This window comes from Pseudomonas sp. P42 (genome assembly GCF_017973755.1).
Classification (GTDB): domain Bacteria; phylum Pseudomonadota; class Gammaproteobacteria; order Pseudomonadales; family Pseudomonadaceae; genus Aquipseudomonas; species Aquipseudomonas iridis.
Genome location: NZ_JACOPU010000001.1, coordinates 597,107 through 620,748, shown reverse-complemented (window position 1 = coordinate 620,748; position 23,642 = coordinate 597,107). Strand labels below are relative to the sequence as shown.

Below are 23,642 nucleotides of genomic sequence, written 5' to 3'. Positions count from 1 at the left end.
AGTGTTTGCTCGTCTGTTTGCTCTGCCCTGTATTTTCCTCATCTGCCTGATGACGTTGCTGCCAGTGGCGCCTGCCCACGCGGTCGGTCTGCCGGGCCTGCTCAACACCGGCAAGGCGCAGCCCGAAGCCCAGGAACCGCTCGGGCAGTCCCTCGACGAAGTCATCAAGTCGCTGGAAAACGACAAGCAACGCGCGCAGTTGCTGACCGATCTGAAGAAACTCCGCGACGCCACGAAAAAAGCCCAGGCCTCACCTGAACAAGGCGTGCTCGGCCTGATTGGCGGCACACTGAGCAATTTCGAGAAACAGTTCTCCGGCGCCGACAGCCCGGTGACGCGCTGGTCCAGCGAGTTCGATCTGGCCAAGGATGAGTTCAAGGCGCTGATACTGCCGGCCAGCGAATGGCTGCCCATCATCTTTGCCTTCGCCATCATTCTGATGGTCTGGAGCCTGCTCGCCGCCGCGCTGATCTGGCTCGGCCATCGCGTACGCATGCGCTTCGGTCTCACCGAAGAACTGCCGCAACACCCCAAGGCCCTCGACATGTTGCGCTTCGCTTTACGCAAACTCGGGCCGTGGCTGATCGCCCTGGTGATCACCGTTTACATGAGCTACGCGCTGCCATCGTCACTGGGCAAAAGCCTGGCGATGCTATTGGCCTACGCGCTGGTGGTCGGCACCTGCTTCTCGGCGATCTGCGTCATCGCCTTTTCCCTGCTCGACGGCCCGCACCGCCATCGCGCGTTGTACATCCTGCGCCACCAGGCGTTTCGGCCGCTGTGGCTGATCGGCAGCTTCGCCGCGTTCGGTGAAGCCCTGAGCGACCCGCGACTGGTCGAAGGACTCGGCGTGCATCTGGCGCACACTGCCGCGACCATCGCCAATGTGCTCGCGGCACTGTCGACCGGATTGTTCATCCTGCGTTTCCGCCGGCCGGTAGCGCACCTGATTCGCAACCAGCCGCTGTCCCGCCGCCTGACCCGCCGCGCCCTCAGCGACACCATCGAAATCCTCGGCACCTTCTGGTACGTGCCAGCGCTGGTGCTGGTCGGCATCTCGCTGTTCGCCACTTTCGTTTCCGCTGGCGACACCAGCACCGCGCTGCGCCAGTCGCTGATTTGCACCGTGCTGCTGGTGTTGTGCATGGTGATAAACGGCCTCGTCCGCCGTCACTCACTCAAACCGCAACGCGGGCCGAAACGCCACGCGCTCTATTCCGAGCGCCTGAAAAACTTCTTCTATACCCTCGCGCATCTGTTCGTGTGGCTGGTATTCATCGAACTCGGCCTGCGCGTCTGGGGCCAGTCGCTGATCGGTTTCGCCGAAGGTGACGGCCATGACATCAGCGTCAAACTGTTCAGCCTGATCGGCACACTGATTTTCTCCTGGCTGATCTGGATCCTCGCCGACACTGCCGTGCACCACGCCCTCACCCGCTCGCGCAAAGGCCTGGCCAACGCACGCGCGCAAACCATGATGCCGCTGATCCGTAACGTGCTGTTCGTGACGATTTTCATCATCGCGCTGATCGTCGCTCTGGCGAACATGGGCATGAACGTCACGCCACTGCTGGCCGGTGCCGGTGTCATCGGTCTGGCCATCGGTTTCGGCGCGCAGTCACTGGTCGCGGATTTGATCACCGGCCTGTTCATCATCATCGAAGACTCGCTGGCCATCGACGACTACGTCGATGTCGGCGGCCACCTCGGTACCGTCGAAGGCCTGACCATCCGCACCGTACGCCTGCGTGACATCGACGGCATCGTCCACACCATCCCGTTCAGTGAAATCAAAAGCATCAAAAACTACTCGCGGGAATTCGGCTACGCGATCTTCCGCGTCGCCGTGCCGTACAACATGGAAATCGATGACGCGATCAAACTCATGCGCGACGTCGGCCAGAAAATGCGCACCGACCCGCTGCAACGCCGCAACATCTGGTCGCCACTGGAGATTCAAGGCGTGGAAAGTTTCGAATCCGGCAGTGCGATCCTCCGCGCGCGATTCAAGACTGCGCCGATCAAACAGTGGGAAGTCTCGCGGGCGTTTAACCTTTCCCTGAAACGACATCTGGACGAAGCCGGGCTGGACCTGGCAACGCCACGCATGAGCGTGCAAGTGATCACCGCCGGTGGTGGCCAGCCGAAGGAATAGCACTTCGCAGCGACACTTGGGTCACAGGCAGGGAAGCCAGAAAAACAATAACCATGGAGAAACCCGATGCAGCTGACACGCATTGCCCAAGCCGTTTTGCTCACTCTGTTCGCCAGCCACGCCAGTGCGGCAACGATGGAAAGCACCCGTGAACAGATCGCCGCACAAGCCAAACAGTTCGAACCCGAACTGCTGGAAACCCGCCGTGACCTCCACGCCCACCCGGAACTGGGCAACACGGAAAAACGCACATCGGAACTGGTCGCCAAGCAACTGAAAGCCCTGGGCCTGGAAGTCAAAACCGGCGTCGCCCGCACGGGCGTAGTCGCCATCCTCAAGGGTGGCCTGCCCGGCCCGACCGTGGCCTTGCGCGCCGACATGGATGCACTGCCAGTCAAGGAAATCGCCGACCTGCCATTCGCCTCCAAAGCTAAAGGCACCTACCTCGGCAAAGAAGTCGACGTCATGCACGCCTGCGGCCACGACGCCCACACCGCGATCCTGCTCAGCACAGCGAAAATTCTCACAGGCATGCGCGACACCCTGCCCGGCACCGTGGTGTTCTATTTCCAACCGGCAGAAGAAGGCCCAAGCGACTTCATTCCCGACGGCAAAAACACCTGGGGCGCGAAAATGATGGTCGAGGAAGGCGTGATGAAATCGCCGAAACCCGACGCCGTCTTCGGCCTGCACGTCTGGGCCGGCATCCCCGCCGGCCAGATCGCCTACCGGCCCGGCGCCACCCTCGCCAGCTCCGATGACCTGCGCATCAAAATCCTTGGCAAACAAACCCACGCCGGCCGCCCGTGGGACGGCATCGACCCGATCACCGTCGGTGCACAAACCATCGTCGGCCTGCAAACCGTGGTCAGCCGCCGCACCGATATTTCGTCTTATCCGTCGGTGGTCAGCATCGGCACCATCAATGGCGGCACGCGTTACAACATCATCCCCGAATCAGTCGACATGACCGGCACCATCCGCTCGTACGACTACGGCATCCGTCAGAAACTGCACGCCGACGTACGCCAGACCATCGAGAAAATCGCTGAAAGTGGCGGTGCGAAAGCCGATGTCACCATCATCGAAAAATACGACCCGACGATAAACAACCCGGCGCTGACGGACAAAATGCTGCCGACATTGAAGTGGGCAGCCAGGGATGACGTGGTGAATGCGCCGCTGGTGGGTGGCGCGGAAGACTTCTCGTTCTTCGCCAAAGAAGTGCCGGGATTGTTTGTATTTCTGGGTGTGACGCCAAAAGATCAGGACATGAGCAAGGCTGCACCGAACCACAATCCGGGGTTCTTTGTGGATGAGTCGGCGTTGGTGGTGGGGGTGAGGACATTGGCCTCGCTGGCGACGGATTATTTGTATGCCAATGCGGGGGCGGGTAAATAAGCTTGAGGTGAACGTGGGGGCGCTTTCGCGAGCAGGCTCGCTCCCACATTTGGACCGTGTGCAGCCTGGCAGAGACTGGACGGTCGCAAGGGCGCCATCGCTGGCAAGCCAGCTCCCGCAAAAAGCAGCACTGCGCTGTTGCTTCTCTACCGTGGCAACGGATATTTACCCAAAACCCTCAAACCACATCAACCCCTACGTGAATCGCATCATGTCGCCAAAACTCCAGATCACAATCAATCAACCGCTCATGCTGATCATAATTAACCCGGGCAATCCGCAACCCCGGGCTCCCAACAGATACCCGTAAAGCCGCCGCCGCATCCACCGACAAAGACGTCGGCACAATCTCGAACCGCACCCGCCCATAGTGCAAATCGTAATGCCGCGCATACAACTCGGTAATCGACTGATTCAGATCAAACTCCAGAATCCCCGGAAAAAACTGCGGATTCAGATAATGCTCAACATAAAGCACCAGCCGCCCATCAATCCGCCGCGACCGACAAATCTGAATCACACTCGACAACGCCGGCAGTTGCAACCACGCACACACCGCCGCCGAAGCCGGTTGTAGTCGGGCTGAAATAACCTCGGTCGAAGGTACCCGTCCCTGCGCACTGACCATCGCGTGAAAGTGACTGCGCTGCATCAGGTTGTACGCCAGACGCGGCGGCGAAACGAACCAGCCCCGCCGCTCCTCACGATAAATCTGGCCCTGCGCCTCCAATTGCAACAACGCCTCACGCACAGTTATCCGCGTCGTGCCGAACAACTCACTGAGCTTGCGCTCGGCCGGCAATTTGCTGCCGGGCGCCAAAAGTCCGTGGTCGAGTTGCTCCTGCAACACCTGGCCGATCGCTGTCACCGCTTTTGTTGCCTCATCGCGCATCAACGTTACCTATCTGGACTAGACCAGCACTGTTTCGGGGCAAGACTGCACGACGATCACGCCGTTTCCATGTGCTGCAAGCCTAGGCAGTGCAGATGACCGAGAGATGACAAAACGGCTCAACGGTCGCACTCACGACTTGCAATACATCGGCCAAATCCCTGCCCTCCGGGGCTTTGGGCATGGTCTACGCTTATCGAGCAGCCGCAAAAACCGGGCAAAAAAAAGGCCTGACGCCAGGTCACCGACATCAAAGTGTCATCCAGCCCCCTTAAATTGGCTCAGGTATTGCTGACCTAGACCAACACAAACCGCAATCGCAGCGTTGAACACGACCAAGGAGCTTCGGAATGAAACAGCTTTTCCTGGCAACACTGTTAGGCTCGACCATTGCCATGTGCACCGCCGCCATGGCGGCCGACACCGATCTGAAAACCCTCGAAGCCGCTGCGAAAGCGGAAGGCGCCGTCAACAGCGTCGGCATGCCCGATGACTGGGCGAACTGGAAAGGCACCTGGGAAGACCTGGCCAAAAAATACGGCCTGAAACACATCGACACCGACATGAGTTCGGCTCAGGAAATCGCCAAGTTCGCCGCAGAAAAAGACAACGCCAGCGCAGACATCGGCGACGTCGGTGCTGCCTTCGGCCCGATCGCAGTCAAGCAAGGCGTGGTGCAACCCTACAAGCCAAGCACCTGGGATCAAGTCCCGGACTGGGCCAAGGACAAGGACGGCAACTGGGCACTGGCCTACACCGGCACCATCGCCTTCATCGTCAACAAGAAGCTGCTGCACGGTTCCGAAGTGCCAACCAAATGGGCTGACCTCAAGGGCGGCAAATACAAGGTTTCCATCGGTGACGTGAGCACCGCCGCACAAGCTGCCAACGGCGTTCTCGCCGCAGCACTGGCCAACGGTGGCGACGAGAAAAACATTCAGCCTGCCCTGTTGCTCTTCGCAGACATCGCCAAGCAAGGTCGTCTGTCGATGGCCAACCCGACCATCGCCACCATGGAAAAAGGCGAGATCGAAGTTGGCGTGGTCTGGGACTTCAACGGCCTGAGCTACAAAGCCAAGATGGCCAACCCGGATGACTACGTGGTGCTGATCCCGTCCGACGGTTCGGTGATTTCCGGCTACACCACCATCATCAACAAGTATGCGAAAAACCCCAACGCCGCCAAGCTGACCCGCGAATACATCTTCAGCGACGCCGGCCAGACCAACCTCGCTCGCGGCAACGCGCGTCCGATCCGTGCCGAACACCTGCAATTGCCGGAAGACGTGAAGGCCAAACTGCTGCCGAACGAGCAGTACAAAAAGGTCACCCCGATCAAGGACGCCGATGCCTGGGAAAAGACCTCGAAAGCTCTGCCGCAGAAGTGGAACGAAGAAGTCATCGTAGAGATGAAATAAGGCGGCTGATCCCTACTGCGTAATCTGTTGAGATCCAAATGTGGGAGCGAGCCTGCTCGCGAAGGCGTTGTGTCAGTCGACATCAATGTTGAATGATCTGGCGCATTCGCGAGCAGGCTCGCTCCCACAGGGGATCCGGGTTGAATTTGAAGTTTCCTGTTTCGCGGAGTTTTTGCCCCTATGAAGCACAACGTCATCCTTGTCGTGCTCGACGGCCTCAGCCATGAAGTCGCGCGCCACGCCATGGGGCATCTGCAGGCTTACGTTGGCGCAGGACGCGCCGCGCTCTATCAGTTGGAGTGCGAGTTGCCGGCCCTGTCCCGACCGCTTTATGAATGCATTCTTACCGGCGTGCCGCCCATCGACAGCGGCATCGTCCACAACAACGTCTCGCGCCTGTCCAGTCAGCGCAGCATCTATCACTACGCCCGCGACGCCGGCCTGATAACCGCAGCGGCGGCTTATCACTGGGTCAGCGAGCTGTACAACCGCTCGCCATTTGTGGCCGCACGCGACCGTCACACCGACGACCCATCGCTGCCGATCCAGCACGGACATTTCTACTGGAACGATCACTACCCTGATTCGCACCTGTTCGCCGATGCGGAAAACCTGCGCCTGCGCCACGCGCCAAACTTCCTGCTGATCCACCCGATGAACATCGACGACGCCGGGCACAAACACGGCCTCGACAGCTCGCAGTACCGCAACAGCGCGCGCTCGGCCGACATCATCCTCGCCGACTATTTGCAGGGCTGGCTCGACGCGGGTTATCAGGTGCTGGTGACCGCCGACCACGGCATGAACAACGACCGCTCGCACAACGGCCTGCTGCCTGAAGAACGCCAGGTGCCGCTGTTCGTCCTCGGTGACGCCTTCAGCCTCAACGCAGGCGCTGTCCCCAAGCAGACCGAAATCTGCGGCACGGTCTGCGAACTACTAGGCGTGCCCCACGACAAACCTGTGTGCCGGGAGCTGCTCAAGTGAACGCTATGACTCGCGGCAAATGGCTGGCAGCCCTGTGCCTTGTGCCCTTCGCTTTATTCTTTATCGTCTTCGAAATCGCCCCGCTGATCTGGGTGATGATCAACAGCCTGCAATCGGAGGAGTTCGGTTGGGGCGTTGAAAACTTCACCAAAATCTTCAGTTCAAAATTCTATTTGCAGGCGATCCAGTACAGCCTCGAGATCAGTTTCTGGTCGAGCGTATTCGGCATCATCATCGCCGTACTGGGCGCGTATTCCCTGCGCCGGGTGGATTCGAAACTGCGCAATTTTGTGAATGCCTTCGCCAACATGACCAGCAACTTTGCGGGTGTGCCCCTGGCTTTCGCGTTCATCATCCTGCTCGGTTTCAACGGCAGCATCACGATCATGCTCAAGCAGGCCGGGATCATTGAGGACTTCAACCTGTACTCGAAAACCGGGCTGATCATCCTCTACACCTATTTCCAGATTCCCCTCGGCGTGCTGCTGCTCTACCCGGCCTTCGATGCCTTGCGTGAAGACTGGCGCGAGTCCGCCGCGCTGCTCGGCGCCAACGGCTGGCAGTTCTGGCGCCACATTGGCTTACCGGTACTGACCCCGGCACTGCTCGGTACTTTCGTGATACTGCTGGCCAACGCCCTCGGCGCTTATGCCACGGTGTATGCGCTGACGACGGGCAACTTCAACGTGCTGCCGATCCGCATTGCCGCGATGGTTTCCGGCGATATTTCGCTCGATCCGAATCTGGCCAGTGCGCTGGCCGTGGTGCTGGTCGCGCTGATGACCATCGTCACCGTCGTGCATCAACTGCTGTTGAAGAGGAGCTACCATGTCTCGCGTTGAATCCGGCCCGGTCGGCATCTACCACCGCGTCGTGGTCTACCTGCTGTTCGCCATCCTCTTGCTGCCGCTGGTGGGCACGCTGATCTACTCGATTGCCAGCAGTTGGTCGGCGACCATTCTGCCCAGCGGCTTTACCTTCAAGTGGTACATCCAGTTGTGGAGCGACCCGCGTTTCCTCCACGCTTTCGGCCAGTCACTGCTGGTGTGTGTCGGCGCGCTGGTGCTGTCGGTGGTGTTGATCCTGCCGCTGTTGTTCGTGGTGCATTACCACTTCCCGAAACTCGATGCGCTGATGAACATCCTCATCCTTCTGCCCTTCGCGGTGCCGCCAGTGGTGTCGTCCGTAGGCCTGTTGCAACTGTACGGTTCCGGACCGATGGCAATGGTCGGCACGCCGTGGATTTTGATCGGTTGCTACTTCACCGTGGCGCTGCCGTTCATGTACCGGGCGATTACCAACAACCTGCAAGCGATCAACCTGCGCGACCTGATGGACGCTGCACAACTGCTCGGTGCCAGCACCTTTCAGGCGGCGATTCTGGTGGTACTGCCGAACCTGCGCAAAGGCCTGATGGTGGCGTTGCTGCTGTCGTTCTCGTTCCTGTTCGGTGAGTTCGTGTTTGCCAACATCCTCGTCGGCACCCGCTACGAAACCCTGCAGGTCTATCTGAACAACATGCGCAACAGCAGCGGGCACTTCACCAGTGCGCTGGTTATATCCTACTTCTTATTCGTGCTGGTCCTGACCTGGATCGCCAACATCTTGAACAAGGACAAAAGCGAATGAGCTATGTCAGCGTCCAACATCTGCAGAAAAGTTATGCGGGCACTACCGTATTCAGCGATATCGACTGCGAAATCAACAAGGGCGAATTCGTCACCCTGCTCGGCCCTTCCGGTTGCGGCAAATCCACCCTGCTGCGTTGCATCGCCGGCCTGACATCGGTGGATGGCGGCAAGATATTGCTTGATGGCGTCGATATCGTGCCGCTCAGTCCGCAGAAGCGTGGCATCGGCATGGTGTTCCAGAGCTATGCGCTGTTCCCCAACATGACCGTGGAACAGAACGTCGCGTTCGGCCTGCGCATGCAAAAGGTCAACGCCGACGACAGCCACAAACGGGTTACCGAGGTGTTGAAACTCGTTGAACTGAACGACTTCGCTGGCCGTTACCCGCATCAACTGTCCGGCGGCCAATGTCAGCGCGTTGCCTTGGCCCGCTCGCTGGTGACTCGCCCGCGATTGTTGTTGCTGGATGAACCACTGTCGGCACTTGATGCGCGAATTCGCAAACACCTGCGCGAGCAGATTCGCCAGATCCAGCGCGAACTTGGCCTGACCACGATTTTCGTTACACACGACCAGGAAGAAGCGCTGACCATGTCTGACCGGATTTTCCTCATGAATCAGGGAAAAATCGTACAAAGTGGCGATGCTGAAACCCTGTATACGGCGCCGGTCGATGTGTTCGCTGCGGGCTTCATCGGCAACTACAACCTGCTCGAAGCAGAGCAAGCATCGAAGCTGTTGCAGCGCCCGATCAATCACCGCATCGCCATTCGCCCGGAAGCCATCGAGTTGAGCCTCAACGGCGAGCTCGACGCGCAGATCCGCAGCCACAGCCTGCTTGGCAACGTCATCCGATATCGCGTTGAAGCACGCGGCGTGGAACTGGTAGTGGACGTGCTCAATCGCTCGGCCGCCGATCTGCATCCCGACGGTCAGCGTCTGGCGCTTTCCATCGATCCGACGGCCCTGTGTGAGGTAGCCTGATGACTTTGCTGACGTTGAAGAGAGAATCGCACTGATGGCCCTGGCAATTTTTGATCTGGACGAAACCCTGATTCACGGTGACTGCGCCACCCTCTGGAGCGAGCAGATGGGACGCTTGGGGTGGGTCGACCCCGAGTCGTTCATGCGCAAGAACAACGAGCTGATGGATGCCTACAGCCATGGCAAATTGCGCATGGAAGACTACATGGAGTTCAGCCTTGAGCCGTTGATCGGTCGCACGCCGGAAGAGGTCGAGCACCTGGTCGGCCCGTGGGTGGAAGACTTCATCGAGCCGATCATCTTCAGCGACGCGACCAAAACCATCGCCGCCCACCGCAAGGCCGGCGATCGGATTCTGGTGATCTCGGCGTCGGGCACGCACCTGGTCAAACCGATTGCCGATCGATTGGGCATCGACGAAATTCTCGGCATCGAACTGGAAGTCGCGCACGGCGTATACAGCGGTCACACCGTCGGGACCCTGACCTACCGCGAAGGCAAGATCATCCGCTTGCTGGAATGGCTGGATGCTGAAGAAGAAAATCTGGAGGGCGCGAGTTTCTATTCCGACTCACGCAATGACCTTCCGTTGTTGCTGAAGGTGGATTTCCCGCACGTGGTCAACCCGGATCCGGTGTTGCTTGAGCATGCCGAAAAGTCCGGCTGGCCGATCCACATCTGGAAGTAAAAACAAAAGATCGCAGCCTTCGGCAGCTCCTACAGGGCGTTCACTTTGCCAATGCAGGAGCTGCCGAGGGCTGCGATCTTTTGATCTCGCCGTTTTTTCAGCTAAGGCTGTCGTCAATCACCAAGACCAGTTTCCCCGCCACCGTATTGCTCGCCAGCTCCGCAAACGCCGCCTCGGCATCTTTCACCGGGAAAGCCTTTGCCAATTGCGGTTTCAACCGCCCTTCGGCAAACAACGGCCACACGTGCTGGCTCAGGTCACTGAACAGGTCTGCCTTGAACTGATCGTCACGGCTGCGCAAGGTCGAGCCCAGCAATTGCACACGCTTGGCCAATACCTGTGCCAGATCCAGTTTAGCCTCGCGGCCACCCATCAGACCAATTAACACCCAGCGTCCATCCAGCGCTATCAGCTTGAGATTCAGCGCCGAATAATTCCCGCCGACCGGATCGAGGATGACATCGAACGGGCCGAGGTCGCGCAGGCTTTCCAGATCATCCGTGCGCACCACCCCGCCCTGCGCGCCCAGACTTTCACAGTAGGCCAAACGTTCGGCTGAACCGACGCTGACCCAGCACGGATTGCCAAACGCCTTGCACAGCTGAATGGCGGCTGAACCGATTCCACTTGCTCCGGCGTGCAAGAGAACTTTCTCACCCGGTTTGAGCGCCGCAAGTTGAAACACATTCAGCCAGACTGTTGCGTAAACCTCAGGCAATGCCGCCGCTTCGATCAGCGAAACACCTTCCGGCACCGGCAGCACATGCCGCCCGTCGACCACCACCTCTTCGGCCATCCCGCCCCCGGCCAGCAAGGCGCAAACCCTATCGCCTACCTGCCAGGACGAACCTGCGCCGACCTCGCTGATCACCCCCGAGCACTCAAGACCGAGTACTTGGCTGGCACCCGGCGGAGGTGGATAAAGCCCTGCCTTCTGTAATAAATCGGCTCGATTGAGGCCCGCTGCCGCCACGCGAATGCGGACTTGTCCTACATCACATGTAGGACTCGGCTCTTCAACCCATGCCACTTGACCTTCCACGCCTTGCAATGCCTTCACAGTGCCTCCATAGTGAGTCTGGACTGAGCCCGAAGCTGTAGCGCCGGGCTTTTTGCATTATGCGACCGGCTCTTGTAGAACCGGCGACTTCAAAGACGGCCTAATATGCGTTATCAATTGTCCCCGCGTCGAATCAGCATGAAGCATTTGCTCCCCAGCACCGCCCTAGCACTTTTCATCGGTATCGGCCTGTTGCCGGTGTCGGGCAATACATTCGCAGCCAACAGCTGGGACAAGTTACAGCCTGATCGCGACGAAGTGATCGCCAGCCTGAACGTCGTCGAGTTGCTCAAGCGTCACCACTACAGCAAGCCGCCGCTCGACGATGCGCGCTCGGTGATCATCTATGACAGCTACCTCAAGCTGCTGGATCCGTCGCGCAGCTACTTCATGGCCAGCGACATCGCCGAATTCGACAAGTGGAAGACCCAGTTCGACGACTTCCTCAAAAGCGGCGACCTCAACGCCGGGTTCACCATCTACAAGCGCTATCTGGATCGCGTCAAATCGCGTCTGGACTTCGCCCTTGCCGAGCTGAACAAAGGCGTCGACAAGATGGACTTCAACACCAAGGAGACCTTGCTGATTGATCGCAAGGACGCACCTTGGCTCAAATCCACCGCCGAACTCGACGACCTGTGGCGCAAACGCGTCAAGGACGAAGTCCTGCGGATGAAGATCGCCGGCAAAGAGTCCAAGCAGATCCAGGAAACCCTGACCAAGCGCTACAAGAATCAATTGTCGCGTCTGGACCAGACCCGTCCGGAAGATATCTTCCAGGCTTACATCAACACCTTTGCCATGTCCTACGATCCGCACACCAACTATCTGTCGCCGGATAACGCGGAAAACTTCGACATCAACATGAGCCTGTCCCTCGAAGGCATCGGCGCCGTGTTGCAGAGCGACAACGATCAGGTGAAAGTCGTGCGTCTGGTGCCAGCAGGCCCGGCCGACAAGACAAAAATGGTAGCCCCGGCCGACAAGATCATCGGCGTTGCCCAAGGCAACAAAGAAATGGTGGACGTGGTCGGCTGGCGTCTGGACGAAGTGGTCAAGCTGATCCGCGGCCCGAAAGGCACCGTGGTGCGCCTGGAAGTGATTCCGGCCAGCAATGCACCGAACGACCAGACCACCAAGATCGTGCCGATCACCCGTGAAGCGGTGAAGCTCGAAGACCAGGCCGTGAAAAAATCTGTGCTGAACCTGAAACAGGACGGCAAGGATTACAAACTCGGCGTGATCGAGATTCCAGCCTTCTACCTCGACTTCAAGGCGTTCCGTGCCGGTGATCCGGATTACAAGAGCACCACCCGTGACGTCAAGAAACTGCTGACTGAACTGCAGAAAGAAAAAGTCGACGGCGTGGTTATCGACCTGCGCAACAATGGCGGCGGTTCCCTGCAGGAAGCTACGGAGTTGACCAGCCTGTTCATCGACAAGGGCCCGACCGTTCTGGTGCGTAATGCTGATGGCCGCGTCGACGTGCTGGAAGATGAAAACCCGGGCGCGTTCTATAAAGGTCCGATGGCACTGCTGGTCAACCGCCTGTCCGCCTCGGCCTCGGAGATCTTCGCCGGCGCCATGCAGGACTACCACCGCGCACTGATCATCGGCGGCCAGACCTTCGGTAAAGGCACCGTGCAGACCATTCAGCCGCTGAACCATGGCGAACTGAAACTGACCTTGGCCAAGTTCTACCGGGTTTCCGGTCAGAGCACCCAGCACCAAGGCGTCCTGCCGGACATCGACTACCCGTCGCTGATCGACACCAAGGAAATCGGCGAGAGCGCCCTGCCGGAAGCCATGCCGTGGGACACTATCCGCGCGGCGATCAAACCGGCGGCCGATCCGTTCAAACCGTTCCTGGCACAGCTCAAGTCCGAACATGACACGCGCACCGCCAAGGATGCCGAGTTCGTATTCATCCGTGACAAGCTGGCCCTGGCGCAGAAACTGATGCTGGAAAAAACCGTCAGCCTCAACGAAGCCGACCGCCGTGCCCAGCATGCCGACATCGACGCCAAGCAACTGGTGATGGAGAACATCCGTCGCAAGGCCAAGGGCGAAGAGCCGCTCAAAGAGCTGAAGAAAGAAGACGAGGACGCCCTCGCAGCAGCTGAGCCGGACAAGCTCAAACCAGAAGACGATGCTTATCTGAGCGAAACCGGGCGCGTTCTGCTGGATTACTTGAAGCTGAGCAACCAGGTCGCCAAGAAGTAAGGTGATGGCGATTTAATGCTGACGATCCCCGGATCGTCATCAAACAGTCATCATTCTGTCGTGCAATAAAGGACTGGGAGCCACTCTCTTCATAGAGAGCGCTCCCAGTCCTTTTTTTATCGCCAGAGATTGCCATGACCACGACCGAACAGCTGAGTGCTTTGAGCTCAATCCTGACTCAAAGCGGATTACACAGCCTGTTTCAGCCGATCATCTGTCTCTCAGAGCGCCGCATTCTCGGCTACGAAGCCCTCACCCGCGGCCCGTCCAACAGTCCTCTGCACTCACCGATCGCGCTGTTCGCCGTGGCGCGTCAGGCCGGGCGCCTGAGCGAACTGGAGATCGCCTGCCGACAAAGTGCTTGCCGCCGTTTCAACGAGCAGCAACTGCCGGGCAAGCTGTTTCTTAACGTCTCGCCGGAATCCTTGCTCGAAGCCGCGCACCAGCCGGGGCGCACGTTGCAACTGCTGCAGGACTTCGGCATTCCACCTAGCCAGGTGGTCATCGAACTCACCGAACAGACGCCGATCGACGACTTCCAGTTGTTGCAGACCGCGTTGCATCACTATCGGGCCATGGGTTTTTCCATTGCGCTGGATGATCTCGGCGCCGGATATTCGAGCCTGCGCCTGTGGTCGGAACTGCGCCCGGATTACGTGAAAATCGACCGGCACTTTATCGACGGTATCCATCAGGACGCCTTGAAGCGCGAGTTCGTCGGGTCGATCCTGCAAATCGCCAAGGCGTCACGGGCTCAAGTGATTGCCGAAGGTATCGAATTGCCGGAAGAACTGGCGGTGCTGACGGAAATGGGTGTCGATCTGGTGCAGGGTTATCTGCTCGGCCGTCCGCAAGAGCATCCACCCCGCGATGCCCGCGCTTTGATGCCCAAACACGACAGCAGCGCGGTGGCGCTGAACGACGAAGGCAGCGATCTCAGTGCCTTGCTCAACGAGCAACCGGCCGTGGGGCGCGATACGCCGACCGCCACCGTGCTGGAAGCCTTCCGCCGCCAGGCCAATCTCAACTCGCTGGCAGTGCTGGACGAACAAGGCCAGCCGTGCGGCATCGTCCACCGCCACTCCCTGTCGGATGCCTTGCTCAAACCGTTCGCCACCGACCTGTTCGCCCGCAAACCCATCAGCCGCCTGATGAACGACGACTTCCTCGCCGTGGAAATGAGCCAGTCGCTGCAACAGGTCAGCCGCCTGATCACCAGCCGCGCCCGCCAACGCATCGAAGAAGATTTCATCATCACCCTCAACGGCGGATACCTCGGCCTTGGCCGGGTGATCGACGTACTCAAACTGATCACCGAACTGAAAATCCAGCAGGCCCGCTACGCCAACCCGCTGACCCTGCTGCCCGGCAACGTGCCGATCCAGCAATGCCTGACCCGCCTTCTGCAACAAGGCCGCGAGTCGGTCATCTGCTACGTCGACATCGACAGCTTCAAACCCTTCAACGACATCTACGGCTACGGCCGCGGCGACGAAGTCCTGCTGTGCCTGGCGCAATGCCTCAACGAACGCGTCGACCCCTCCCGCGACTTCGTCGGCCACATCGGCGGCGACGACTTCCTCCTCGTCCTCGGCCCCGAAGACTGGCGCAAACGCCTCAACCAACTACTCGACGACTTCCAAAGCCAATGCCGGCGCTTCTATCGGCCTGAGCATCTTGAGGCTGGCTGCTTCATTGCCCCGAATCGCCAAGGCATTCGTCAAGAGTTTCCGTTGCTGTCACTGTCCATTGGCGTGGTGCACTTGCATCCTGAAGCATGTGCGCAACTCGACGCCAGTCAGCTTGCGGAGATGGCTTCGCAGGCGAAACATCATGCGAAGAATGTGCCGGGGTATAGCGTGCATGTTATCGAAAGTATGAATGCTCTACCCTTTACCGAAGCGCTCGTTTCTGGCCATCGTTGATGTTTCGAACCACTCCAAAACTACCATACAGAACGATCTTCACTAGCGGCTTTTGCAAGATCCAGCTCCCAAACCTCTATCGCCAACTTATAGATATCTAAGAAAAAACCGCGTGGATTATCCAGTGAGTCCCACTCTCCACGAGGCCAACTTGCGGCTTCGCACGGGTCGATCTCGAACAAAAGCTGAAAGTCGTATGTTGGATCTTCTAGTTTTGCTTTCAAGTGTTCAACTAATACCAGCCGATGCCTATAGGAGAGGTACGGCAGATTCAGACAATACTTTCTGATCAGAACCTCCCGATCACCAGACTCATTGGGGTTGTAGACCCCGAGCTCTACACCTCGAGTTTCTTCTCGATCATAAACATCGAACATACCAATGAACCACATCAACCCTGGTTCAAAAGGCTTTTTTAAAAAAGGATGTTTCAACATTACTTACCCTCAGCAGGAAACCCTGTAAATGGCCTCTGTGTATTTTCCTGATCGAATTTCACTTCAAACCAATTCATATTTTCATTGAGGCTTGGATTTTGCTCATCCGCCCTATTTGGCTTATACCCACGCCCTGCCCCAGGCAACTCCAACCTAACTATTGGATTACGTCTTTGATCTTCCCCTGTGTGCATAATTAAACCATCTTTATCCTTTGTCATCGCTTTATTCAAAGCGCCCAGATGCATCCGCCAGTTATGGAATTGTGAGCTTGGGTTTCCTCTAGGTGGTATTGGAACGACGCCAGTGTGAGGATCAGCGCCATTGATTGCTCGCTGTTTTAGGGCTCGATCGGGAATTTCAGAACTGTGCTTTTTTACAGTGTGCATATCATAGAGTTCTTCATATTCATGTACCCGACGCTTCGCATTCTCTTCAGCCACCTCATCAAGCCTCGCCCGTCGCTCCTGCGCCGTCATTTTCGGCAGCGGGGGCGCGCCCTCTTCGACGACCACGCGACCAGCCTCGTACCGCATCGGACGACGCGGTGCTGACGGCGGACAATTGGAACTCAACCCCAACGGATCCACCCACCCCGTCGGATTCGGCACGTACTGGTACTGATTGATCCCACCCGCCAACTTGATCGGGTCCGGCGTCAAATACCGTCCAAGCCTTGGGTCGTAGTACCGATGCCGGTTGTAATGCAGCCCGCTTTCCGCGTCGAAGTACTGCCCCTGAAACCGCAGCGGTTGATCCAGGTATTCCTTGCCGGCCAGGGTGATTGCGGCGACTTTGCCGTAGGCGTCGTATTGCGCTGACCAGACAATTTCGCCGCTGTAGTCGGTGAGTTCTTGTGGGGTGCCGAGGTGGTCGAGTTGGTAGTAGAACGGGCAGGCCTTTTTTGGGCCTTTGCCGTCGAGCAGTGCCAGCGGGCGGAAGGTGCCGGGTTCGTAGACGTAGCTGCGGTGCTGGGTTTTGCTGCTTTCGGCGACGAGGTGGTCGCCTTGCCAGAAGAACTCGGTTTTTTCGCCGTCGACGGTTTTGCTGATCCGCCGGCCGAAGGCGTCGTACTGGTAGGTCGCGGTTTTGCCGTCGGGACGGGTCAGGCCGATGAGGCGGTGCTGGCAGTCGTAGCGGTATTCGGTAACGAGTTTCTGTGCGGTGCCGCGGCGTTCGCGGATCAGGTTGCCGAAGGCGTCGTAGTCGTAGTGGCGATCGCCCTGCATCAGCAGGCGGTTGCCCTTGATGTGTGTCGGGCCGCAATGGTCCTGCATGAGCAGGTTGCCGGCCGGATCGTGGGCGAAGGATTCCGGCAGTTCGTCGCGTGAGTGGCGCACCCGGATCAGGCGGTCGAGAGCGTCGTAGCCGTAGGTGCGTTGGCCGTGACGGGTGTCGGCGATGTGCTCCAGATTGCCGTTGGCGCTGTAGGCATAATCGCGGCGGTACAGCGAATCGTGCTGATGGCCTACGGCGTGGGCGAGCAGTCGGCCCTGATCGTCGTAGGCATATTCGCTGAGCAGCAGGCCTTGCTGACGTTGTTGTTCGCGGCCCGACTGATAGATGTGTTGCGTCAGCGGCGCGCCGTTGAGGTGGATGGCGGTCAGTGCGCCGCCCTTGGCGTACTGATAATCGAGCTTGCTGTTGTCCGGCAGGCGCATGCGTTTGAGCTGGCCGCAGGCGTCATAGGCATAACGCAGCGTGCCCCAGCCCTGATGCTCGGTGATCAACCGATCCTGCAGGTCGTATTCGAAGGCCAACGGATGTTTCTGGCCGTCGTCGACGCCAGTCAGCCGACCGAGTCGGTCGTACTGATAGATAACCTTGCCCCCGTCAGGCAAGGTCTTGACCAGCAGGCGCCCGGCCGCATCGCGCTCGTAGTGCGTGACCAACACCGAGCCGTCATCGCCGAACTCGGTCTTTTCCAGCAGATGACCGTTAAGATCGTAAGCGTAGGCCGTACGCCGCCCGTCAAAGCCGGTTTCCTGTCGGATCAGTCCGGTCGGCGTGTAGTCCAGTCGGTACTTTTCGCCGGACTCGTTCTCGATTTCGGTGAGCAGCAGTTGCGCATGGTCGTAGCGGTACTGCACCCGCGTGCCGTCGGGGTTGATCCGACGCGAGACCAGGTGCAGGTCGTCGTCATACTCGAAACGGGTGATGCGCCCGAGCTCGTCGCGTTCGGCAGTAACCTGGTGGTAGGCGCCATAACTGTAGGCGCGAGTAGCGCCCGTAGGAGAAGTCGTCTGGATCAGTCGGCCAATGGCGTCCCAATGCTGACGCGTGACCGCACCGTGTTCGTCCTGGGTTGTGCTCCGCCGCCCCAGTGCATCGTAGGAAAAGCGCCGCACACCGCCATCGGGCAGGGTTTCTTCAACCAACTGACCGAGGGTGTTCCAGACAAAAACGTGCCGACTGGTGTCCGGGTAACGGATCGACAGCAGCTGTCCGCGAGCGTCGTAGTGGTAATGCGTGACCTGACCATCAGGATCGACCGCCTCAGTCACATCGCCCTGAGCATTGCGCCGGTAGGTCCATACCGCGTCGCCACGGGAACGGCTGTGCAGGAAACCGTTGCGGTACTCGTAGGACGTTGGCACATCGTCTGGCGGAAGCAGCGCGATCAGCCGTCCGACATCGTCGTAGCGGTATTCTGTGACGGCGCCTAAGGGATCCTGCTCGGCGACCAAACGGCCCGAACCGTCGTAGGCCTTAAGGTGTTCGCCGCCATCGGCCTCAACCTTGCGCACCAGTCGTGCGCGGTCATCGTGGACGTAGGTTTCTTCGGTGCCATCGACGTAATGCACGACGACACTGCCGTCGTCATGCCAGACATAACGCGTGTTCATCTGCGAGAACGACGCCCAGTGCCTGACACAACGGGCAGCTTTGCCAGCGCGTTCCCACTCCCAGAAGAAGCTCGCGCCGCCCGTGAGTTGGCGCTGCAGGATGACGTGCTGATCGTCGTAGTCGTAACGCTCGCTGTCGCCAACCGCGTTACGCGCCTCGACCAGACGCTGATAGGCGTCGTAGCGGTAGCTGACGAGGGTTTGCTCAGTCGTCCATTCATCCTGCTGAAACGACTGATAGTCGACGGCCACCAAGTGCTGGCGGTCATAACGCAACAACAGCGCCCGACCCGCGCCGTTGTCCAGACGCTGAACCCGATCCTGCCGATCCCGAACAATGCGCAGACGATTGCCATACGCATCACTAACCGCCGTCAGACGCCCGGCCCGAAAGTGATAAAACCGTGCCGCATCCCCCGCCAGCGCGAGGATCAGTTCTTCCGGTTCATCCCCGAGAAAAATCGCCGCCCGCGACAGACTGTTATGAATCGCCGGGCGCTCAACACTCGGCAACGGGAACCGCGTACGCCGGTTTTCATGATCAACCCAAACAACACCGTCGCCATCGAGCTCCAGTCGATGCGCCAGCGAATGACTCCAGCCAAAACCCAGCCCGACATCGATTTCGGCGGCACTGGTGCGATACAGCCTTGTGAACTCGAATGGCAGCAGCCCATCGAGCACGCCATCGCTCAGGGTCAGTAGTTCTTCGCCGGTAACCATCGACACCGGGCAGCCGTCTCTGCAGGTGAGTGGCACACAATCGGCGCTGTTGCCGTTGGGGTTTTTTGCCTGGTCCGGCGAATCGTCGTGGTGTTCGTCTTTTTTCAGCAAGGTGTTGCGCTTGGCATTCCAGCGCAATTGCATCCGGCCTTTTTTGATACCCGCGGCGATCCCGCGCGCGGCAACAGTCTTGTATTGATCAACGTACTTGATGAAACCGCTGACGATGCCGAACATCGCCTTCACCAACCGCACCAGCGCCGAGAGCAGTTGAACCGCGTGACCTGCCAGACGTAGCGTCAGATAAGCGATCCCTCCGCCACCACTGGCGAAAGTCAGAATGACGGCAATCAGCACGTCGATCAGCACTTGCACCATCATCATCGATACCGCTTGCGCGGTTTTACCGGCGATCTGGCTCGGCGGCAGCATCTCCAGCCACAGGCTGGCGGTACGCAACAGCAAACACAGCACCGCTTCGTCACTGACCAGTAACTGAAGCTTCTCCATGACCTCAGGAGCTGTGGCGGCCAGATCAATCAAGTCAGTCGCGCCACTGCCCAACCGCTCGGCAAACTTGCCCGGATCCTTGAGAATGTCCGACAGCATCCCGATGCTGTCCCACACCCCCTCGATCGCCGCCCAACTGCCGGCGAGCATGCCGTTGCCCGCCGCCGTCGCCACCGAATGCGACCACTGCGGCTTGAACCCTTGCCATTCGCCGCGCAACCAGTCATCCAGCTCACCGGTTAAACCGTCATAGGACTTGAACAACGCCCTGACCTGTTCCACGGTGACCTCACCGTGCACATGCACGCGATAGAACTTACCTTCTGTTCCCCTGAATTCGCCCTTGCCTTCGGCATTGAGGGTGATGGGTGTTGTTTCGCCTCCATCCACAGCCACCACATCGACCACGATGTTGCCCAGCGGAATGTCGTAGACCGATTCGAACTTGCTCTCGATCAACATCAATCCGCCCTTCGGGCACTGGACGATATTGGAGAAAAATGCGTCGTCGCTGCTGCTGACGGCCGTAGTGCGATCGCCGAAGCGGATGATCCGCTCCATGCCCACCAGCGACGGCAGATCAGCGGCGTGGCTGACAGTGTCGGCCGTGCGGCTGGCCCAGTGTTCGAGCTGTTCGCGGTAGAGACTGAGGGTGTCGGGGAAGCTGTCGAGTGCTTGCTCGATGCGAGTGATGGCTTCCATCAACGCACGTCGGGGTGCTGGGCGGACTGAGTTACCGGGTCGAACATGAGCGTTCCCTCGCGCAAAAAATAGGCGCGGGAACTGTGCGGCGGATCAATCAGAAAAGAAGTCAGGCGAGTAAGCGATAGCTGTAGGATTTATCTGCAAAAACAGCAAAAGAGCTAAACGGACAGACAAAACGCAAACGGGGCGTGAGGTTTCCCTCACGCCCCGTTTATCGGACGACACAAATGGATTTACTGCGTTGAATCTCCAGCACCCAGCTCTTTCAATTTAAGCTCGGCCAACGGGTGCCCGGCCTTGGCGGCAATTCTCCACCAGCGCGCGGCTTCGGCAGGGTCTGGCGCTTTGCTCGCGGTACCAGCCAGGCTGATCACACCAACCTGATAGGCCGCTTTGCCATCACCCGCCAGAGCCGCCAACCGCAACAGGCGCACGCCTTCTTCACGCGCTCCCAGCCCCACACCGCGAAAGGTCAGAATGTGGCCATAGAAGCTTTGCGCGCCGACATCGCCGAGGTTGGCCATGCGTGCAAACTGACCTTCAAGCCAGCGCCACCCGCGAGGCTGGCGCACAAACCATGACCAGTGAAACAGCCTGCGAGCCAGCCAATAGCTGGCCCGCGCCTTGAGTCGTAGAAACACTCAGGCCTCCGCTGATTCCGGGTATTCATATTCGAAAACCCTGACCACTTCCGATGCATGCCAGGACGCTGCGGCAACGCCATCGGACGGCCCGGAAAACCGCCCCAGACGTTCGACACATTCAAAAAAACCGGTGCGCGGCAAGCGACTCGCGCCTTGGCTGATCACCAGCGAGCTGCGCAACGGCTGTTCGGCCTTGGCATCCAGCGCGGCCAGGTGCTCAAGCGCGGCAGTCAGGGTTTGCATCGCCGGTGTCGGCAATTGCAGCCGTTCAAGCAAGGCCCGGTAGGTCAGCAGATGACGCTGTCGGCGCGCCTGGTCCAGTTCCCCGAGTAATCCGTCCCAATGTTGACGACTGATGCGTACGCTCACGATTCATCCCTCCACCCTGGCACCGTCAGCTCCCAAGCGAGGCTACGACGAATCGCGGCGTCAGGCAGACGCTCACCACTTTCGATCATGGCCAGATATGACGGGCTAATGCCTACCGTGCGGGCCAACGCCTCGATGGCGATGCCCTTCCCTTCGCGCAAACTGCGTAGTTGATCCAGACCTGGAAGAATCGGGTCCGGCGTTGCCGCGAGCGGCTCTGGAGCCTGCTGCGACGGTGCTTCTTTGATACCTGCTGCTTTTAGTAGAGCCTGATACTGAGCCCAAGGCAGAACCGCGTATTCGGGTTCGCCATCGCGTGCAATTATCTGAATATCCATGACTACCCCGTAGGACAACAACACTTAGCGAGTCGGCACTTTTCCCTAGAAGTGTAATCCTAACAGCGGCCAAGGTCGCGAGGGGTATCTATCTGTCTGCGAGCCGGATGAATCAGGGCTTTTTCGGTCCCTGGAGCTGAAGTTGTTCGGGGGTATCGGGCAAGCGTTCCGCGACTGCCAGTTTTTCCGGATTCTGGCGATTGCGCCAGAGCCGGAAGGCACCGAGTTCATCATCGAGGACTTTCATCAGCCAGGCGAGGACGGCGATGTCATCGAGCATGCCGAATACCGGGATGAAATCCGGAATCGCGTCCACCGGGCTGAGAAAGTACATCAGGCCCGCGACCACTGAAACCAGGGCCTTGCCACTGATCGCCCGGTACTCTCCGCGCCAGTAGGCCAGACACAAAGCCTGAAGCAAACGCAGGTCATCCTTGAGCTTGCCGAGCCGATTGCCTTGCGCCGCGCCTTTGCTGGCCACCGCGAACAGCAAGGTCGGCAGACGGCCGCGAGCCAGCAGGCGGCCAGCCAAAGGCAGGAATCGAGCGAAATTCCACGGAGCTTTCATCTATTCCTCCCGTTGAAATGTTATCCACACAAATTGTGGATAACCTTGTGAACAGAGCTGCATTTGCGCGCTGAGAGCCCCGTTTTATAAGGGCTGCGCTCAGATCGGGCGTTTTTTACTCACATAAAAAACCCCAATATTTCATTGACTTGGCGGCTCAGGGCGTCTAGCGCGGGCAGCCTCAAAGCCTATGACTCTTCTGACCGGCATCGGTTCGCTTTGTTTACCCTCCTCAAGGTCCAGATGCAACAACGCCCCGCATAAGCGAGGCGTTGTTGTCGAAGCCGTCGCCGATTACTTGGCAGCGGCGTCTTCTTTGGCTGGATCCTTGATAGCCAGCAGTTCCAAGTCGAAGACCAGAACCGAGTTGGCCGGGATTGCCGGGCTTGGCGATTGCGCACCGTAAGCCAGATCGCTAGGGATGTACAGTTTGTACTTCTCACCAACGTGCATCAGTTGCAGACCTTCAACCCAACCCGGAATCACGCCGCTCACCGGCAGATCGATCGGGCTGCCGCGCTCGACGGAGCTGTCGAAGACGGTGCCATTGGTCAGCTTGCCAGTGTAGTGAACGGTCACTACGTCGGTAGGCTTAGGCTGTGCGCCGTCGGCTTTCTTGACCACTTCGTATTGCAGGCCGGAAGCGGTAGTAGTCACACCAGCCTTCTTGCCGTTTTCTTCGAGGAATTTCTTGCCGGCGGATGCCGACTCTTCGCTCATCTTGGCCATACGCTCTTCGGCACGCTTTTGCAGCGCGGCGAAAGCTTCGACCAGCTCTTCATCTTTCAGCTTCTGTTCTTTCTTGCCGACGGCATCTTCGATGCCCTGGGCTACCGCTTTGGAGTCCAGATCATCCATGCCTTCCTGAGCCAGGCTCTTGCCCATGTTCAGGCCGATACCGTAGGAAGCTTTTTGCGCCGGGGTTTTCAGCTCTACGCTGGTCTGCGAATCACAACCCGCAAGTACCAGGCTAACCAGGGCTACCGCCGCCGCCAACCGATGCTGTTTCATGCTATTTCCTTGTTCATGCGCCGAAAGGGCAATCGAGTAAAGCCGCGAGCTTATCAGGCCGCCACGACCAATGGCTACCGGCATGAGAGCAGGAAACTTCCGATAAGTTCAGGGATTAAAACGCATT

19 protein-coding genes are annotated in these 23,642 nt (G+C 58.8%); 10 read left to right on the top strand and 9 right to left on the bottom strand.

All coding sequences use genetic code 11. From position 1 onward, the window contains the following. The first annotated feature begins 1 nt into the window (after position 1). Positions 2 to 2,155, top strand: coding sequence for a mechanosensitive ion channel domain-containing protein (locus H8B20_RS02995; RefSeq protein WP_210622303.1), 2,154 nt, complete (start codon positions 2 to 4; stop codon positions 2,153 to 2,155). A 66-nt stretch (positions 2,156 to 2,221) separates the two neighbouring features. Then, positions 2,222 to 3,556 carry an amidohydrolase gene (locus H8B20_RS02990; protein WP_210622302.1) on the top strand — a complete coding sequence of 445 codons (1,335 nt, stop codon included), beginning with the start codon at positions 2,222 to 2,224 and terminating at the stop codon, positions 3,554 to 3,556. A 178-nt stretch (positions 3,557 to 3,734) separates the two neighbouring features. Here the strand turns inward: H8B20_RS02990 and H8B20_RS02985 are convergent, their stop codons facing one another. Then, entirely contained in the window at positions 3,735 to 4,448 is a 714-nt protein-coding gene (locus H8B20_RS02985) for a UTRA domain-containing protein (protein WP_047300343.1), read from the bottom strand. A gap of 350 nt (positions 4,449 to 4,798) precedes the next feature. Between H8B20_RS02985 and H8B20_RS02980 the strand changes: the two genes are divergently transcribed. From H8B20_RS02980 to H8B20_RS02955, 6 genes are all read left to right on the top strand, one after another. Further along, positions 4,799 to 5,866, top strand: coding sequence for an ABC transporter substrate-binding protein (locus tag H8B20_RS02980; protein WP_047300342.1), 1,068 nt, complete (start codon positions 4,799 to 4,801; stop codon positions 5,864 to 5,866). Between the two features lie 180 nt (positions 5,867 to 6,046). Further along, positions 6,047 to 6,853 carry an alkaline phosphatase family protein gene (locus H8B20_RS02975; RefSeq protein ID WP_210622301.1) on the top strand — a complete coding sequence of 269 codons (807 nt, stop codon included), beginning with the start codon at positions 6,047 to 6,049 and terminating at the stop codon, positions 6,851 to 6,853. Positions 6,854 to 6,858: 5 nt separating this feature from the next. Then, positions 6,859 to 7,695, top strand: coding sequence for an ABC transporter permease (locus tag H8B20_RS02970; RefSeq protein ID WP_162184598.1), 837 nt, complete (start codon positions 6,859 to 6,861; stop codon positions 7,693 to 7,695). Next, on the top strand, positions 7,682 to 8,482 hold the full coding sequence (locus H8B20_RS02965) for an ABC transporter permease (protein WP_042558409.1): 801 nt from the start codon (positions 7,682 to 7,684) through the stop codon (positions 8,480 to 8,482). The genes H8B20_RS02970 and H8B20_RS02965 overlap by 14 nt, the downstream gene beginning before the upstream one ends. Then, a complete protein-coding gene (locus H8B20_RS02960) occupies positions 8,479 to 9,468 on the top strand; it encodes an ABC transporter ATP-binding protein (protein WP_210622300.1) in 990 nt (329 codons plus the stop codon). The genes H8B20_RS02965 and H8B20_RS02960 overlap by 4 nt, the downstream gene beginning before the upstream one ends. 34 nt (positions 9,469 to 9,502) lie before the next feature. After that, positions 9,503 to 10,156: an HAD family hydrolase gene (locus H8B20_RS02955; protein WP_210622299.1), complete on the top strand. Its 654-nt coding sequence runs from the start codon at positions 9,503 to 9,505 to the stop codon at positions 10,154 to 10,156. Between the two features lie 97 nt (positions 10,157 to 10,253). Here the strand turns inward: H8B20_RS02955 and H8B20_RS02950 are convergent, their stop codons facing one another. Next, positions 10,254 to 11,216, bottom strand: coding sequence for a zinc-binding dehydrogenase (locus H8B20_RS02950; protein WP_115148225.1), 963 nt, complete (start codon positions 11,214 to 11,216; stop codon positions 10,254 to 10,256). Positions 11,217 to 11,354: 138 nt separating this feature from the next. Between H8B20_RS02950 and H8B20_RS02945 the strand changes: the two genes are divergently transcribed. Then, positions 11,355 to 13,439: a carboxy terminal-processing peptidase gene (locus tag H8B20_RS02945; protein WP_210622298.1), complete on the top strand. Its 2,085-nt coding sequence runs from the start codon at positions 11,355 to 11,357 to the stop codon at positions 13,437 to 13,439. Between the two features lie 134 nt (positions 13,440 to 13,573). After that, positions 13,574 to 15,364 carry a bifunctional diguanylate cyclase/phosphodiesterase gene (locus tag H8B20_RS02940; protein WP_210622297.1) on the top strand — a complete coding sequence of 597 codons (1,791 nt, stop codon included), beginning with the start codon at positions 13,574 to 13,576 and terminating at the stop codon, positions 15,362 to 15,364. 20 nt (positions 15,365 to 15,384) lie between these two features. Here the strand turns inward: H8B20_RS02940 and H8B20_RS02935 are convergent, their stop codons facing one another. The 7 genes from H8B20_RS02935 to H8B20_RS02905 all read right to left on the bottom strand — a co-directional run bounded on the left by H8B20_RS02935 (position 15,385) and on the right by H8B20_RS02905 (position 23,515). Continuing rightward, a complete protein-coding gene (locus tag H8B20_RS02935; RefSeq protein WP_210622296.1) occupies positions 15,385 to 15,801 on the bottom strand; it encodes a hypothetical protein in 417 nt (138 codons plus the stop codon). Next, entirely contained in the window at positions 15,801 to 20,582 is a 4,782-nt protein-coding gene (locus H8B20_RS02930; protein WP_210622295.1) for an RHS repeat-associated core domain-containing protein, read from the bottom strand. Before H8B20_RS02930 ends, H8B20_RS02935 begins: the two co-directional genes overlap by 1 nt. Before the next feature lie 236 nt (positions 20,583 to 20,818). After that, positions 20,819 to 21,226, bottom strand: coding sequence for a sel1 repeat family protein (locus H8B20_RS02925; protein WP_210622294.1), 408 nt, complete (start codon positions 21,224 to 21,226; stop codon positions 20,819 to 20,821). Then, positions 21,227 to 21,598: a hypothetical protein gene (locus H8B20_RS02920; protein ID WP_003223109.1), complete on the bottom strand. Its 372-nt coding sequence runs from the start codon at positions 21,596 to 21,598 to the stop codon at positions 21,227 to 21,229. Next, positions 21,595 to 21,936: a helix-turn-helix domain-containing protein gene (locus H8B20_RS02915; protein ID WP_042558400.1), complete on the bottom strand. Its 342-nt coding sequence runs from the start codon at positions 21,934 to 21,936 to the stop codon at positions 21,595 to 21,597. Before H8B20_RS02915 ends, H8B20_RS02920 begins: the two co-directional genes overlap by 4 nt. A 112-nt stretch (positions 21,937 to 22,048) precedes the next feature. After that, a complete protein-coding gene (locus tag H8B20_RS02910; protein WP_042558399.1) occupies positions 22,049 to 22,504 on the bottom strand; it encodes a YkvA family protein in 456 nt (151 codons plus the stop codon). Positions 22,505 to 22,798: 294 nt separating this feature from the next. Continuing rightward, positions 22,799 to 23,515: a BamJ family beta-barrel-assembly machinery protein gene (locus H8B20_RS02905; RefSeq protein WP_042558398.1), complete on the bottom strand. Its 717-nt coding sequence runs from the start codon at positions 23,513 to 23,515 to the stop codon at positions 22,799 to 22,801. Between the last annotated feature and the right edge of the window lie 127 nt (positions 23,516 to 23,642).